Source organism: Maridesulfovibrio pacificus (SeqCode) (assembly GCF_048612815.1).
Lineage (GTDB): Bacteria > Desulfobacterota > Desulfovibrionia > Desulfovibrionales > Desulfovibrionaceae > Maridesulfovibrio > Maridesulfovibrio pacificus.
In genome coordinates this window covers 3,151,925-3,168,577 of the sequence record NZ_JBLZNE010000001.1, presented here as the reverse complement: position 1 = coordinate 3,168,577, position 16,653 = coordinate 3,151,925, and the positions used below count along the sequence as shown (strand labels likewise).

Here is a 16,653-nt window from a genome sequence, read left to right as displayed (position 1 = left end):
GCATGGACAATCTGCCTACATTGAAGAAATTCGGAGAACAGCTGGACCTTCTTAAGCGGCTCATCAAAGAAGAGGACGGGGAGCAGGCTGATTTCATTGCCCAGAATTTGTATGAGAATTATGCCTATGCTCGTGACGCTTTTCTTTCGCAGGAAGATGAAGTTCTTGGCGCTCGCCATGATATTTCTAAAAAAGATGAGCGTATCCAGGCTCTTGAGGGACAGCTCAAGGAAGCCTACAGCGTTCATAATTCTGATTTTCAGCTTTTTGCCAAGTTCGGCAGGGCCCTTCAGTATGTGAACGGTCTTAAATCTCTTGCCGGCCTTTCCGATATGCTGACCGGGGTAGCGCAGGAGCTTGGTCTTGGTCGCATTGCAGTGGTTCTGGATCGGGAGTTGTGCAAGGGGATGCCATGCCCGGAAATCCCGACTTTTTATCTCAAAGGCTGCATGCGCTATATTGATGCAACCTTGAATAATGGTTCCAACCGTGTTTTTCTCGGGCCTATTTCGCGGATGATGCGCCCGGATGTCTTTTTCGGGGACCCGGAAGTAGGGCCGGAGATGGGCGGTTCCTGTTTCGCCTTCGGGATGATTGATAAGTACAACCCCGGGAAGCTTATCGGTTTATTCTCTATACACGATCCTTCGGAAGATCGTTTTCATCCTGAGATGGGTACGGATTTTCTTGAATATTTTTGTAATTCCGTGGCCTCGACGATTATCGATGTTATTAATCATGAGCGGGGCGAATTACTTCGTGTTGATGTGGAGCGTATAACCAGACATGATTTGAAGACCCCCCTCAATGCGGTGATTAATATTCCGCACCTATTAATCGCTGATGAAAGTGACCCTGAAAAGATTGAGCTGATCAAGAATATTCAGGATGCCGGATACCGTATGCTGGGGCTGGTCAACAGGTCTTATGATATTTACCGCATGGAGACAGATTCTTATATTCTGGATCCGGAAAAGGTTGATGTGCTGCCATTGATAAGGCGCATTGCAATTGATCTTCAGGATATGCTTGAGAGCCGCGGTTCTGAGTTTAGGGTGTTCATTGATGATAGCGAGGTTGATGAGCATGCTTCTTTCTTTGTTCGTGGTGAGGACCTGCTGCTTTTCTCCATGCTTTCCAATCTGCTTAAAAATGCTATTGAAGCCACCCCGGACGGAAAACCGATAACGGTAGAACTCAGTAGCGGCGAATTTCCGCGTGTATCCATTCATAATTTCGGGGAAGTTCCGGCCTCTGTCAGAGAAAGTTTTTTCGAAAAGTATTCCACTGCGGGCAAGAACGGCGGAACAGGGTTGGGAACTTATTCAGCCAGCCTGATCGCCAAGGTTCACGGCGGCTCCATCTGCATGGAGTCCTGCCGGGAAGGGACAACCGTTGTTGTAGATTTTAATCCCGCATCAGCGCGGGGAGGAGACGGGCAGCTTGAAGGTGAATTTTGATCCGCTGCCCGGGGTTGATTCAATACTGAAGCTGCCGCTGTGGTTTTCAGTAATTATGAAGTAGGAAACTGAAAGTCCCAGTCCGGTTCCGACCCCTTTGGGCTTGGTGGTGAAGAATGGCTCGAAGGCTCTTTTGCGGATATTTTCTTCCATGCCCGGGCCATTATCGGAAATAGAAACAGCCACGTAATCCCCGTCCTGCCATATTTTGATTTCAATTTTCGGATTTTCGCAATTGTGTTCCTGCATGGCATGGGCTGCATTACCCAGAAGATTAAGTATAACCTGCTCAATTTCAGTAGTTGAACAAATTACAAATGGCAGGTTTTCCTGATAATTTTTGACGACATCTATTTTTCTGAAGTCATATTTTTTCTTAAGGTCATAATCCTGTTCCGCAAGGGCCACAGCACTGTCTGCCAGTTTAGTTAGTTTGCAGGTGGTGCGGTGCACATCGGTTTTGCGGCTGAAATTAAGCATGTTGGAGATGATTCCGGCTGCCCGGGTTGCGGATTGCCTTACGCCGGACAGTATTTTCAAGATGCCGCGTTCTTCAATATATTCGTTGACCGTTTCTAGAGAAATATCCAGCTTGCGGGCGACCTGCTCATTTTTGGCCATACCGGGGCGCAGCCTTCGTTCAATGTTCTGGGTGCCCTGCAGTATTCCCCCTAAGGGGTTGTTGATTTCATGAGCCATGCCGGCAGCCAAGCCGCCCACAGACATCATTTTTTCAGTCTGGATCATCATCTCTTCAATACGGACGTTGTCGGTAACATCATCAAGGCGGATTACTGCGCCGTCATATCCGTCACTGATCAGCGGATAGATGGTTAAGTTTTCATATCTTGTTTCACCATCAATAACGCGTGGGATACGTGTTTTCTGTTCGGTTTTACCATCGATAATCTGCTGTCTTACCTTCTTTATTTCGTTATCCAACTGGGGAAATACATCAGAAAGCAGCTTGCCGGAAACATCTTCGAATTCCTTTCCACTGGACGTGGTAGCCCCTTTGTTCCAGAGGGTAATCGCTCCGGCCTTGTCTAAGCCCACAAGTATGGAGGGCATGGAATCTATAATATTCTTTTGGTGGTTGCGTAGTTTGATCAGTTCCTGTTGTACGCGGGCGTGTTCTTTGATTTTTATTTCAAGCTGGCGGTTGCTGGCTGAAAGCTGACTGTTGCCGTCTTCAAGAGCAGACAGGAGATGTTCTTTTTCCTCAATTCCTGACTTTATGGATTCCAGCATTTGACTGATAACTGTACCTAATTCCCGGATTTCCCTAGGGCCTTCCTGTGGGATTTCAGAAGCTGAGACTCCACCCTCGCGGATAGCCCGGGCGGCAGCAGTGAGCTTCATGAGCGGTTGGGCTATTTTGCTGGAGAGTATGGTGGCGAAGAAAAGGGCCAGCGCGAGCACACCGATGGAGAGCATGGTTATTTCTTTTCTGAGGATAAGGCCCGGTTTTTCCAGATCATCCATGTAGGCGGTCGAACATATATACCAATCCAGTGGTTCGAAATATTTGATAAAGGCCCTCTTGCGGAAGCTGAAATCTCCTTTGTTGCGCGGAGGTTTATCCCATAAATATTCCATAACTCCGTCCACATGCGCCGCCTCTTTTAGTTCCAGAAAGAGAGGCTTGCCTGTTTCGGGGTTTAAAAGATCAGCTATGGGCATTGCTTCGTAAACAGGGTGGATAACCAGCTTCGGCTTACCTGAAAATAGAAATATGTAGCCATGTTTGCCGATTTTAGTCTTCTTGAAGCTTTCCCGAAGCTCTTTAAGTACAGCTTTGATTCTGGCGTTTACTTCGGCTTCGATGTCGTCAATGTAGACCCCCGAACCGACAACCCAGCCCCATTCCTTAAATATTTCTACGTATGACAGTTTAGGTTGTTCTTTACTGAAACCGTTTTTAGTGGGTTTGGGCCAAAGATATTCTACGAAACCGGAACCGAATTGGGTGCCGATTTCGCGGAAGGTTACAAAGAGATTCTCGTTGCTTTCCCTGACCCCTTTGAAGCGGGGATCATCCAGAATTTTCCCATCCAGATCGGGCATTGTCGCATGCATTATCATCCGAGGGATGGGGGTGGTGTCGTCGTTAACCCATATGTATCCGGTGCCGTCGTCGTAGCGCATGCTTTTCAACTGTTCGATGCTTAGTCTTTTGGCTTCACCTTCTGAGATGACCCCCTGCTTGTACTTATTGTAATTCAAGCGGATCAGATCGATGGAAATGCCCACAATGTTCTGCAGTTGTTCCTTGCGAGAAGCGAGGGCATATTTTTCTGAAAAAACAACGCTTTGGTATTGATTGGTTACTTCTTGGTAGACAGCGTCCACGATGGCTTGAGCATGGGCGAATTCTGATTCCATGACAGATTCGGTTACCGTACGCTGGGCAAAGTAAGTCAATCCGGCAGTAGTCGATATGACCAGCCCGGCTGCAAATAAAAGCAGGATTGCCTTCATGGATTTGAACATTATCCTCCCTCGGCCATATTACTTGGAATCTGATTCTCCTGTTATAAATATAGCATAGTAATAAGAGGCGGTAAATTTAATTACTATCCGGGGGGATATGTTTTTCAGTTGAGGTCTATGTAAAAGGAATCCTGCGGACCTCTCAGGAGTTGAAAGGAATCAGCTTTGATGCGGATGATTGAATTTTCAGGTCCGGAAAAGGCGTCTGCAATTGCCGGAGCAGTATCGGCAATTGCAGACTTAATGGTTTTGATTTCTGATTTATCAGTAACCGGGACATAAGTTCCTTTGACAGTAAGAGCCTTTATTTCATGGCGCCTGTCGGATAGTTTTCCATCCCGGTCATCGATAAGCAGGCTGACCTGAGCATTTTGGGACAGGTTCTGCCATTTGCGGCTTTTTCTGTTGCTGACCATGTATATCTCACTGCAGTCCGCAGAGCTGGCGTAAGCCATAAGTGAAGTGTGAATTCCATCGTTACCTGAAGTGGCCAGAACAAGGATATTGCACTTGCGGATGAGTTCCTGACAGTGAGTTAATCGCTGGTCATTACACATGATTTACTCGAAAAGGACTTTCTGTCCTTCAATAAGGTCATTGATTACGGAAGCATCTGAGAGAGTCGAAGTATCACCGAATTCGGTTTCACCTACCGCAATACTACGCAGAATGCGGCGCATGATTTTGCCGGAACGGGTCTTTGGCAATCCTTCGGAGAATTGGATGGCTTCAGGTACGGCAATCGGGCTAATCTTTTCACTTATCCAATTACACAAGGCCGTGCGTGTTTCATCGTCCTGATCCAGACCGCTGCGCAAGGTAACGTATGCGTATACCGATTGTCCTTTTACTTCATGTGGAATCCCGACCACGGCGGCTTCAGTTACGTCCGGGTGAGCGATAAGTGCGGATTCAATTTCTGTGGTGCCCAGCCTGTGACCGGAAACATTAATCACGTCATCAAGGCGGCCCATGATCCAGTGGAATCCGTTTTCATCAATCCTCGCCCCGTCTCCGGTTTCATAGTTGCCTGGAAAGCGTTCAAAGTATGTCCTGCGGTAACGTGCGTCATCATTGTGGATGGTACAGAGCATGCCGGGCCACGGTTTTGTTATCAGCAGGTGTCCGCCTTCATTTGCAGAGGCTTCGCTGCCGTCACTGCGCACGATGGCTGTCTTTATCCCGGGAAGGGCATGTCCGGTTGATCCGGGCTTGAGTTTGCCCACATAGGGCAACGGTGAAATAAGGATGCCGCCGGTTTCTGTCTGCCACCATGTGTCCAGCAGGGGAAGTTTATCCTTGCCGATATGCTTATGAAACCAGATCCAGACTTCCGGGTTGATGGGCTCGCCCACGGAGCCGAGAATGCGCAGGGTGGAAAGATCGTACTTTTCGGTCCACTGTGAACCTTCACGCCTGAGGGAGCGGATGGCCGTAGGGGTGGTATAAAAGATGTTTACCCCGTAGCGGTTGATTATCTCCCAGTAGCGGTCCGGCCGGGGATAGGTCGGGACACCTTCGAAAAGCAGGGTGGTCGCTCCAAGGGCCAGCGGTCCGTATACGGTGTAACTGTGTCCGGTGATCCAGCCGATATCGGCAGTGCACCAGTGCACGTCATCGTCCTTCAGGTCAAAGACCCATTGGCTGGTGTGGGCGGTGATGGTCATATAACCGCCGGTACTGTGCACGATGCCCTTGGGTTTTCCCGTGGAACCGGAGGTGTGCAGAATGAACATCGGGTCTGTGGAGCGCATGGATTCCGGCTTGCAGTAGTCTTCAATGTCCGGGGCTGCCATCTCATCCTGCCACCATGTGTCGCGGCCCTCGATGAAATCAATTTCGTCCCCGGTGCGTTTGACCATAATGACCTGCTCAACTGACGGGCATTCGAAAAGGGCTTCATCCACATTACGCTTCAGGGGAATTGTTTTGCCCCCACGGAGAACTCCATCCGCGGCAATAAGTATTTTTGCATCGCAGTCAATGATTCGGCTCTGCAGGCTGACAGCGGAAAATCCGGCAAAAATTACTGAATGCACAGCACCGATGCGGGCGCAGGCCAGCATGGAGATAACCAGTTCGGGAACCATTGGCAGGTAGATGGCTACCCGGTCGCCCTTGGATACACCCATTTTTTTGAGCACATTGGCGAAACGGCAGACCTTGCGGTGCAGCATATGGTATGTGAAGACCCGGACTTCATCTTCCGGTTCGCCTTGCCAGATCAGGGCGGCCTTGTTGCGTTTGCCGTTTTCCAGGTGGCGGTCGAGGCAGTTTTCTGAGGCGTTCAGCCTGCCTCCGGCAAACCATTTATATTCATTTTTTTCAGGATTTGACTCAAGGGCTGTTTTGAAGTCCCGTTTCCAAAGTAACAATTCCCGCGCTCTTTCTGCCCAGAATTTTTCGGGATCATCATCTGCAATACGACAGGCTTCTTCGTATTGCTGTGCAGTTATATTGGAATTCGCCAGCATTTCCTCTGGGGGATCAAAGGTCCGCTCTTCGTTCATCAGGTTTTCAATGCTGTTCTCACTCATATTTCCGGCTCCGACTCATGAAATTTTATGCTGGTTTGTGTACACTTCAATTAATCATATACGCTGTTTCAGCCGGGTTGAACAGGGTTGCGGACCGATAACCATCGGCGGAAACGGAATATTTAAGGCTGTGTTGAACGCTTTATGCTTGATATGCAGCTTGATCAACGGGTATGTAGAAGGTTGTGGAAGGATAAGCAGCGGAACCCAAACAAGAGGCTTTCATGAGTGTTATCAATCTGGAATATCTATTTCAGCCCGGATCAGTGGCCGTAATCGGTGCAACCAATGACCCTGCGAATGCGGGTAATATTCTTATGCGCAACCTTATGGGCGGAGGTTTTCTCGGCCCGGTGATGCCGGTGAGCACTGATGCTGAGGCTATTTCCGGGGTTTTGACTTATAAGGATGTATCTGATCTGCCCAAGGTCCCGGACCTTGCGATTATCTGCCTTCCACTAGAAGAATGTCCACCACTGCTGGAAAGGCTTCGCAACATCGGGGTTAAGGCTTGTGCTTTGATCGGTCCGGGCTTCAGTGCCATTCCCGAGAATGAACGGGTCAGGCTGCGGGCCGAGCTGCTCAGGGCGGCCAATTCTCCCCAAATGAGAATTCTCGGTCCCAAAAGTCTCGGCTTTATTGTTCCGGCCATGAATCTCAATGCCAGTCTTGCTCCTCTACCTGCCAAGGCGGGTAAAATAGCTTTTGTTTCTCAATCGGATAGCTTTATCCCTACTGTTCTGGACTGGGCGGCAACAAATGATATCGGTTTTTCCCATGTTGTTTCGCTGGGCAGCCGTATTGATCTAACTTTTGGTGATGTTCTTGACTATCTCGGTTCTGATGCCCAGACCCGTTCCATCCTGCTTTATATTGAATCTATTCATGATGCTCGCGATTTTATGTCTGCGGCCCGTGCGGCCTCGCGTAATAAACCTGTTTTGGCTATTCGTCCGGGACAGGCTTTGCAGCATGTAACGCAGGAACTGGCCCGTCTGGAAAATGCCATGATTGCCCGGGCCGATGAAGTCTATGATGTGGCCTTCCGCAGGGCCGGGATGCTGCGGGTGCAGACCATTGACGGCATGTTCGACGCAGCGCAGACCCTTGCCAGTTTGCGTCAGCCTGTGCGCGGAGACCGTTTGGCAATTATCGTCAACGGAACCAGCGCGGGACTCGCCGCAGCGGATGGATTGATCCGTCGTGGGGGTAAGCTTGCAAAGCTATCCGATGATACAGTTGAAAAGCTGAATAGCGTATTTGACGGGGAGTGGAGCGGAGGCAACCCGGTGACTATCAAATTTGATACCCCCGGTCAGAAATATCTCGATGCACTCAAGGTGTTGATTAAAGATAAGGAAGTGGACGCTGTGCTGGTGGTTCATGTTCCGTTTGCCGGGATTTCCAGCGCTGAAGTTGCTGAAATTCTTGCCAAGGGACTTAAGAGGGTCCGGCGTATGGTGCTGACATCCTGGCTGGGCTCGGATATGTCCCGCAAGTCGCGTAAAATTTTCTCTGTTCACGGCATTCCTACTTATGAGAGTGCGGATCAGGCTGTGCGCGCGTTTATGTACATGGCCGAGTATCAGCGGAACCAGGAGCTGCTGACCGAAACTCCGGATTCTTTGCCTACTGACTTTTTCCCGGACACGACCACTGCCCGTGAAACTGTGCGCAATGCTCTTTCCGAGGGACGGCAGGAGCTTAATGAGCCGGAGGCTCGCAGGGTCCTTGCAGCCTATGGTCTGCCTGTTGTGGAAACAAAGGTGGCACTGTCAGCCCGGGAAGCCGTTATTGCCGCCGATGAAATTGGCTGTCCGGTAGCTCTTAAAATTCGTTCTCCGCAGATTAACCAGCCCTATGATGTAGGGGGTGTTGTCCTTGACCTTGAAAGTACGGAAAAGGTCTGGGAAGCGGCAGCAACCATGCTCATCCGTGTCAACCGTCAGCGCCCTGATGCATATATCGAAGGGTTCACTGTCCAGAAAATGGGCCGCAGACTTGGGTCGCATGAACTATTCATTTCTGCGTCCGCTGATTCCACCTTCGGTCCGATCATACATTTCGGTCATGGGGGTATGACACGTGAAGTTGTCCGTGATCAGGCTGTAGCCATGGTGCCCTTGAATATGACCCTTGCCCGGGAATTGATCAGCAGGACCCGTATCTCCCGCTTGCTTTCCGGTACTCCTACACAGCCTCCCGCGGACATTGACGACCTTTGCCTAACCTTGATACAGGTTTCGCAGCTTTTTATTGATATTCCCCAGATAGTTCATCTGGATATCAACCCTCTCTACGGGGATGATACCGGAGTATTGGCCCTTGGTGCCAAGATTCTGGTGGCTGAATGCCGTGAGGATTGCCCGCAACTGGCTATCCGGCCTTATCCTCGTGAATTGGAAGAGTGTGTTGTTCTTCGGGACAGCAGGCAGGTAACCTTGCGTCCCATCAGGCCGGAAGATGAACCGGCTCACTACAAGTTTTTGGAACAGGTCTCGGATGAGGATATGCGTATGCGCTTTTTTGGCGTGGTGCGCAGGGATTTTGATCACAAGGACATGTCCCGCTTCACCCAGATTAACTATGACCGTGAGATGGCATTTATAGCCACAGCTGTGGGCGAGTCCGGAACTCCTGAAACTCTCGGTGTGGTGCGCACTTCCACTAAGCCGGATAATTCCGAGGCTGAGTTTGCCATTTTGATTCGGTCCGACCTTAAAGGAACCGGCCTGGGGTCTATGCTTTTTCATAAAATTATACGCTATACAAAAGAACGCGGTACCCACTGGCTGGTGGGTCAGACTCTTTTTGAAAACAAAGCCATGCAGGGGCTCTCCCGAAAGTTCGGGTTTGAGATTCGTGAAAATTATGAAGAGGACCTCGTGGAAATGCGGCTTGATTGTACCAAATTGGAAGACGACACGGAGTAGGTTTGAGTTATCCTGAACCCGTGACAAGTCACAGAAAGGGCCTTGCATTAAGCATATTTAAGCTCCTCCTTGCGGGGGGGCTTCTTTTCTGGCTGGTTAAATCCGGGGGACTTCGTCCTGAATATTTGCTGGTTGAGCCGACCCAGATTCCCGGGTTAATTGCTGCCTGTGTAGTTATTGCTATTGGTATGAGTCTTGGCGCAGTTCGTTATGTGGAGTTATTGAGGGGGGCTGGAGTCGTTCTTCCCTTGAGGGATAGCTTTTCCATTTCCGCGATCATGTATTTCTTCACCCAATGTGTAATGGGGTCAGCCAGCGGTGATGTGGCCCGTTACTTTTACACCACCCGCATTACCGGTGAAGGCGCAAGGGTTGGTGCGTCCATCATAGTGGATCGAATTATTGGAATTATGGGACTGTTCATGTTCGGTGGGCTGGGGATGGCTTTCAATTGGCCCCTTGTAGAACATTCTCCTGAATTGCGGATTATTGCAGTTCCGGCACTGGGGATTCTTTGTTTGATCTGGTTGAGTGCTTTGTTGGGGTTCTTGGCCCTTGTGCGCGGGCGAGTGTCTGGTTTTGCGGTTGGTTTGATTTTTCCGGTTTTGGCTGGAATGCTTTGTTTTTTCGGTTCCGGTTTTTTGGGCGGGGAAGTTGGGCCGGTCCTATTCTATGCCGCGCTTGTCTCTCTGGCTGCTCCGCTGGCTGCACCTGAGTTTTTGGAGGAGGGCTTTCTTTTCCGGAAATTCTTCAAGGGTTCAAAACTTGGAGAAAAAATTGGGGAAGTTGTTTCTGCCCTGTTGATTTATCGTAACTCAATATCCACAGTTTTAAGGATTGTCGGTTTGACCGCAGTCCAGCATATTTTCTTTGTTTATGCGATTTATCTTTTGTCCCTGATTCAAAATTTACCGATGACTCCTGATTTCAATGAAGTCTTTTTTGCGGCCCCTCTCTCTTTTCTTGCTGGAGTGATTCCTGCTCCTGCGGCTGGGCTGGGGGTCAATGAGGCGGCCTTTGATACCCTGCTCAATCTCGGCTCCAGTGGAGCTGTGACTGCCGGGGCGTCCATTTTTCTAATGTATAGAATCTGGGTGACCCTATTTAGTCTAAGTGGGCTTTACTTCGTTATGCGTTCCAAAAAATAAAAACCATGTCGGGCCGCTCTGCGAGGTAAAGCTTTCTTGCGAAGGCCTTACCCGTGTGAAGGACCGGACATGGTTTTAAGGAACCTGCGCCTGTCTCGGCAGTTCCTGACACCCTCCCGATTGATGTCTTGCCTATCTGATCGGTCTGCGGGATAAAAACTTTACATGTTTCATCATAAGTAATTTATAAACCGCCCCTTGCATAAACATGGCCGTGGTATGTATGGTCCATCTAATAAATGCAACCAATCGCAACCGGCGGAGTCTCCAATTGAGGATATTACTTTTATTATTGATAACTGTATTTCTGGTGAATTTACCTTGTGCCTATGCTCTGGCTGAAAATGGAACTTCTGTATCTGTCTCAGACCAAGAGCAAAGAGGGGCTGATCAATCGCTGGTCCTGCTTATGGAAGGGAACCTGCGATTTGTTAAAGGAAGCAGTGTTTACCCTAACCAGACCTCTCACCAGCGCAAAGTTCTGGCTTTAAGGGGCCAGAATCCGTTTGCCACGGTGGTCACCTCCTCTGATTCACGGGTGGACCCGGTTTTGATTTTTGACCGAGGTCTCGGCGATCTTTATACCGTCCGTCTTGCCGGTAATGTGGCTGGTTCGGATACGCTGGCTTCGGTGGAATATTCCATGCTGGCCCTTGAAACCCCATTGCTGGTAGTGATGGGCCATACCCGATCCACCCTGATAAAAGCAGCTATTGATAAGGTCGAATTGAAGGGACACCTTGTGCAGCTTATGGGGAAGCTGGAACCTGCCATTCAAATGACCCGTGTGCTTTACCCTTCGCTTAAGGGCGGAGAACTGGCGGATAAGGTGGCGGAAACCAATGTACGTCAGGTAATGCGTGAGATCTTGAGCCAGTGTCCGGCCATCCTAGAAAAGGTTCGTTCCGGCAAGGCTCAGCTTATGGGTGCTATTTATGATACTGATACCGGAGCGGTGCGCTGGCTTGGGCCTTAAATGCCATGCAGGCTAGTCCACCTGAATATCATAAGCCTTTAGCTTACGATAAAGGGAGCTTCTTTCCAGACCTACAGCTTCAGCCAGTTTTGAAACGTTTCCCTTGTATTCGCGAAGCTTAGCTTCGAGGAACTGTGCTTCAAAATCAGCACGGGCTTTTTTGAAATCAACCTCGCCTTCCGGCAGAGGTAATGGGAGTTGGTCCTGATCAGTCTCAGTCTCAGTTTTTTCAATGCGCGGGCCGTTGGCTATTTCCGGGGGGAGTTTATCCGGCCCGACTTCCTTGCCGCCGAACATGATCAGCATTCTTTCCACAAAGTTTTTCAATTCACGTACATTTCCCGGCCATGAATATTCAGTCAAAATATTGAGAGCTGGTTCGGTGAAGGTCAATGGCTTGAATCCATGCTGACGGTTCAGGCTGGTAATGAATTCATCAATCAGCAGGGGGATGTCTTTGTTCCGGTCACGCAAGGGCGGGACTTCGAGCGGGAAAACTTTCAACCTGTAGTATAGGTCTTCACGGAAATTACCGTTCTTGATTTCCTGAAACAGATCCTTGTTGGTCGCGGCGATTACGCGCACATCAACATTGATCGTCTTTCTGCCGCCGACACGTTCAAAGCGCTGTTCTTGGAGAATACGCAGTATTTTTGCCTGTGTTTTCAGGCTCATGTCTCCGATTTCATCCAGAAAGAGAGTCCCGTTGTCTGCTAGCTCAAACTTACCCTCCTGAGCTTTTTCCGCCCCGGTGAAAGCTCCTTTTTCGTGTCCGAAGAGTTCAGATTCAATCAATTCTTCAGGGATGGCCGCACAGTTTACCGCCACAAGCGGTTTGTCCGCCCTCTGGCTCAGAGAATGGATGGAGCGGGCTACAATTTCCTTACCTGTTCCATTTTCCCCGGTGATAAGTACCCACGCATCGGTGGGAGCGACCTGCCCGATTACCTCACGCATAGAGTCGATGGATTCAGACTGTCCGGTTAATCTGGCGGGCTGTTCTGCGGCAATGCGGGTGCGCAGGGCTTTGTTTTCCGATTGCAGGCGCGAGAATTCCACGGCTTTTTCCGCGGTAATAACAACCTTTTCAAGGGAAAGGGGTTTTTCGATGAAGTCGAAGGCTCCCTTTTTGATAGCGGAAACAGCGGTTTCAATATTGCCGTGGCCGGAGATCATGACCACGGGCAGCCAGTCCCATTCTTTTTTGATGCGGTCGAGGACCTCAAGTCCATCCATGCCCGGGAGCCAGATATCCAGAAATACAAGGTCAGGCTGGTCTTCACTGAGATGCTCAAGGGCTTTTTCACCGGATTCGGCCTCACTTACGTCAAAACCTTCATCTTCAAGTATTCCGCGCAGGGAGTATCTGATGCCGTCTTCGTCATCTACAATCAGTATATTTTTGCTCATCTATAAATCCGTACTTGTTTCAAAGGAAAAATTATCTTCTTCAATCAATTGGGTGCAGGCATCCACAGCTTCCGGGTCATACGCTGTTCCGCGTCCGCGTGCAATTTCCGCCATGGCCCTGGGCAGTCCCAGAGCAGCACGGTAGGGTCGGTGGGAGCTCATGGCTTCAACTACGTCAGCTACAGCGATAATCCGGGCTTCACGCAGGATATTGTCTCCACTGAGTCCATTGGGATAGCCGGTCCCGTCAATGCGTTCATGATGCTGAATTACGATATCTGCCACGGGCCATGGAAAGGAAATTCCTTTCAGTATTTCATAGCCTGCTTCACTATGGGTTTTCATCAGGTTCATTTCAAGATCGGTCAGTCTGGTCGGCTTGGAAAGGATCTCTGCCGGGATAGATATTTTTCCGACATCGTGCAGAATCCCTGCAATCCTGATGCAGTTGATCTCTTCAGCTGAGAGTCGCATTTTTACCGCTATGCGACAGGCAAGTTCAGCTACGCGCTGCTGGTGGCCTGAAGTGTAAGGGTCCCGTTTTTCAGACATGGCAGTCAAAGAAGCAACGGTTTCATCAAAAGTTCGTCTTAGCTGGCTAAGGCTTCTTTTAAGTGCGTCTTCACTTTTTTTCAGTTCAGAAATATCCCGTAGAACCACTACCTTACCCACAACATCATTTTTCTCTGAAATTCCTGATATATTGACAGATACCGGGATCGTGCCTTGTGGACTTTTAAGGACAACATCGCTGAGGACGGAATCATTATGCGAAAATATCTTTATAGACTCCATTGTTGTGTTTTCGAAGATATCGACAGCTTCCTGAAAATCGCGCCCGAACATACCCTCGATGTCACTTTCCATGAGTAAGCAAGCGGCTTTATTCATGGATTTGATACGGCCATGGTGATCTGTGGTAATGACTGCATCGTCAATACTGTCGAATGTTGTTTTCAGCCAGCGGCGGTTATCATTTAGGGTGCTTTCCGCATGGTGTTTATAGAGGGCCATTTCAATGGTCAGGTTGAGTTCCCGATCTTCAAAAGGTTTGATTATGTAACCGAATGGTTCAGTTATTTTAGCTCGTACCAGAGTGTCGTTGTCTGCATAAGCTGTGAGATAAATTATTGGAATGCTGTGGTATTCATTGATTTTTGCAGCGGTGTCTATGCCGTCCATGTCTCCTTCAAGCATGATATCCATGAGAATCAGGTCCGGGGAACTTTCCTCAATAAGCTTTAAGGCTTGTTCTCCGGAAGTGGCTATTCCAGCAACATCGTAGCCAAGACTTTTGAGTCGTCCCTGTATATCCAGAGAGACGATAGCTTCGTCTTCAACGACCATTATTCGGGGTGGGAGTTTATTTTCGGCATTCTTTTCAGTGTATGAAATCATATAAATCCCGCTAGTTACTATTCACTATAACAAGTTTATTTTTGAAATACTGTATTATATTAAACGATATTGTAAGTGTCAGGCAAGCATAAGGAAAAATATATCAGGTCGGCAGTTCCAAAACGAAGATGGTACCGTGTGGATCAGCCGGTTTGACTCTAATAAATCCGCGATGATCAGTAACAATGGATTTGACAATGGTCAGACCCAGCCCGGTTCCACTCTTTTTACTTGAAAAGTAAGGTTCAAACATTCTGGAGCGTTCGTCAGCGGAGAGTCCGGGACCGTTATCCTGAACTTCGATTCTCAACCAGCCGAGGGTGGCATCATGCATGGCGGTGATGGATACTGACGGTGATTCGCAGCTGTCCAAAGCTTCCGCTGCGTTTGTCAGCAGGTTGATCAATGTACGGCGCATGGCCTCGCGATCCAGTTCCAACTGCGGGAGTTCTCCGTCAAAGTTCAGTGACCATTCAATGTTGCTGTGGCTGTTTCGGTAAAGGCTGACCACTTCTTCAAGCAGAGGGCCGATATTGTCCGGATTGAGCCGTACTTCCGGCAATTTGGCGTAGGCGGAAAATTCCTGAACCATCTGTTGCAGATGTTCAACCTGGGAAATGATCAGGTCTGTGGATTCCCGGAAAACAGTATCCTCGATCTCCTGTCCGAATTTACGCTGCAGCCGCTGGGCCGAAAGCTTGATGGGCGTGAGAGGGTTCTTGATTTCGTGGGCGATGCGCCTTGCAACCTCGCGCCATGCAGCAATTCGCTGCATTTTTTCCAGTTCGGTAATATCTTCGAACACGGCTACGATACCGGTGCTGGAGTCCCCGGCCTTGAGGGCTACAACGTTGACCAGAAATTTTCTGTGCCTTCCTTCCACGGTGAGGGAAAGCTGTCTTTGCCACTGTGAGAAGGGACTGGTTGCCATGTGCGAGCGTGCTTCGGCAATAAGCGAGGCCAGATCACCTTCCGGCAGAAGGGCCAGCGGATCTTTTCCGTGAACAAAGCGTGCTTCGATGCCAAGCATCTCTTCAATGGCAGAGTTGACGGTGCTGATTTTGCCTTCTTCGTTGAGAGAGATAACCCCGGCGGTAATGTTGTTAAGAACCGCTTCCATATAGCGGCCCCGGCGTTCCAGCTCCTGATTCTGCTGCGCCAGCCTGTCGTTGGCTGTTTTCAGGCTTTTCTGACTGTCTTCAAGGTCTTCGGCCATGCGGTTGAAGGACTGGACCATGAAGCCCAGTTCATCGTCGGAACGGTCTTCAAGACGTACGGAAAGGTCACCGCGGGCAATGCGTTGTGAACCTGCCGCCAGAGCCTGAATAGGAGCGGAAAGTTCTTTGGAAAGACGGAATCCGAACCAGATGGACCCGAGGATAATCAGCAGGGTGGTAACACCCAGAGTCAGATAAAGACTCATCTTGAGTGGGTATTTCAGCGTCTTGAGCTGCTTGTATTCATCAAGGCCGCGCACGATCCGGTCCAGCTTGTAGAGCATTCCCTGCCCGATATTTTCCCCGATGATCAGAAACCCTGTCTTACCTTCATCAACGGGCAGGATACCGATAACCATATCGTTACCGGGCATGGGGTGGATTGTGGACCAGAAGCGGGGATTCTTTTGCATATCGTCCCAATCAACCTTGGCATTGATCTCCGACCATGCCTTGTCCCATGATCCTTGCGAGTACCAGTTGATTTTTTTACGGTCCGGGCGCACAACTCCAAGCAAGCCTAGGTCGTATTCTCCAAGCTTTTTACCGAGAAAATTTTTCATGGATTTACCGCCCCATGCATAGCGGCTTTCCTTGATGGTCCCGAGGATGTTTTCTCCGCGCCGTTCCAATCCCTCCTGTGCTGAGGCGTAAAAAGCTCTTCCCAGTTCAAGGGATTGGACCATGGATTCTTCAACCTGATTCTTGAACCAGTAATCCACAGAAATCTGCACGAACTGCATAGCCATGAAGAACATGAGCAGGGTCGGTACAAGGGAAAGGGACATGAAGGAGAGGACCATGCGCGTTCGCAGCTTGGAACCGAGCACCCTGCGCCGTCGCTCAAGGAGCAGCTTAACTCCGTTGCGGACCACGATGAACAGGACAATCAGCAGCAGGATGAAGTTCAGGTTGAACAGACCGACGAAAAGGTAGGAGTTCACCCCGATGTATTTGAGCTGCACAAAGCCCAGCGCCACGAAGACCAGCAGGCAGAAAAAAGCAATGTAATATTCCCGCTGTCTGCGCTTGCGTTCCTTGGTGTCGGGCACACTTATTTTTATATTCTGTTCAGTCATGG

General features: G+C 49.5%; 10 protein-coding genes. 4 read left to right on the top strand and 6 right to left on the bottom strand.

The features are described from left to right. Positions 1–2: 2 nt before the first annotated feature. Positions 3–1,460 carry an ATP-binding protein gene (locus ACNI23_RS14610; protein WP_420249760.1) on the top strand — a complete coding sequence of 486 codons (1,458 nt, stop codon included), beginning with the start codon at positions 3–5 and terminating at the stop codon, positions 1,458–1,460. Here ACNI23_RS14610 and ACNI23_RS14605 read toward each other — a convergent pair. From ACNI23_RS14605 to acs, 3 genes are all read right to left on the bottom strand, one after another. Continuing rightward, a complete protein-coding gene (locus ACNI23_RS14605; RefSeq protein ID WP_420249758.1) occupies positions 1,419–3,953 on the bottom strand; it encodes a cache domain-containing protein in 2,535 nt (844 codons plus the stop codon). The genes ACNI23_RS14610 and ACNI23_RS14605 overlap by 42 nt on opposite strands. 104 nt (positions 3,954–4,057) lie before the next feature. Continuing rightward, complete coding sequence (locus ACNI23_RS14600) at positions 4,058–4,510, bottom strand: pyridoxamine 5'-phosphate oxidase family protein (RefSeq protein ID WP_420249756.1); 453 nt, start codon at positions 4,508–4,510, stop codon at positions 4,058–4,060. A 3-nt stretch (positions 4,511–4,513) separates the two neighbouring features. Next, on the bottom strand, positions 4,514–6,490 hold the full coding sequence (gene acs, locus ACNI23_RS14595) for an acetate--CoA ligase (RefSeq protein ID WP_420249754.1): 1,977 nt from the start codon (positions 6,488–6,490) through the stop codon (positions 4,514–4,516). A gap of 224 nt (positions 6,491–6,714) precedes the next feature. On the opposite strand from acs, the gene ACNI23_RS14590 reads away from it, so the two are divergent. The 3 genes from ACNI23_RS14590 (at position 6,715) to ACNI23_RS14580 (ending at position 11,547) form a co-directional block, all read left to right on the top strand. Further along, positions 6,715–9,423: a bifunctional acetate--CoA ligase family protein/GNAT family N-acetyltransferase gene (locus ACNI23_RS14590; protein ID WP_420249752.1), complete on the top strand. Its 2,709-nt coding sequence runs from the start codon at positions 6,715–6,717 to the stop codon at positions 9,421–9,423. Positions 9,424–9,425: 2 nt separating this feature from the next. Continuing rightward, on the top strand, positions 9,426–10,571 hold the full coding sequence (locus tag ACNI23_RS14585; protein ID WP_420249751.1) for a lysylphosphatidylglycerol synthase transmembrane domain-containing protein: 1,146 nt from the start codon (positions 9,426–9,428) through the stop codon (positions 10,569–10,571). Positions 10,572–10,842: 271 nt separating this feature from the next. Further along, entirely contained in the window at positions 10,843–11,547 is a 705-nt protein-coding gene (locus ACNI23_RS14580; protein WP_420249749.1) for a carbonic anhydrase, read from the top strand. A gap of 12 nt (positions 11,548–11,559) precedes the next feature. On the opposite strand, the gene ACNI23_RS14575 is transcribed toward ACNI23_RS14580, so the two are convergent. The 3 genes from ACNI23_RS14575 to ACNI23_RS14565 form a co-directional block, all read right to left on the bottom strand. After that, positions 11,560–12,957, bottom strand: a complete 1,398-nt coding sequence (locus ACNI23_RS14575) for a sigma-54-dependent transcriptional regulator (RefSeq protein WP_420249748.1) — start codon at positions 12,955–12,957, stop codon at positions 11,560–11,562. After that, positions 12,958–14,355 carry an HD domain-containing phosphohydrolase gene (locus ACNI23_RS14570; protein WP_420249746.1) on the bottom strand — a complete coding sequence of 466 codons (1,398 nt, stop codon included), beginning with the start codon at positions 14,353–14,355 and terminating at the stop codon, positions 12,958–12,960. A 103-nt stretch (positions 14,356–14,458) separates the two neighbouring features. Beyond that, positions 14,459–16,651: a sensor histidine kinase gene (locus ACNI23_RS14565; protein ID WP_420249745.1), complete on the bottom strand. Its 2,193-nt coding sequence runs from the start codon at positions 16,649–16,651 to the stop codon at positions 14,459–14,461. Positions 16,652–16,653: the final 2 nt, after the last annotated feature.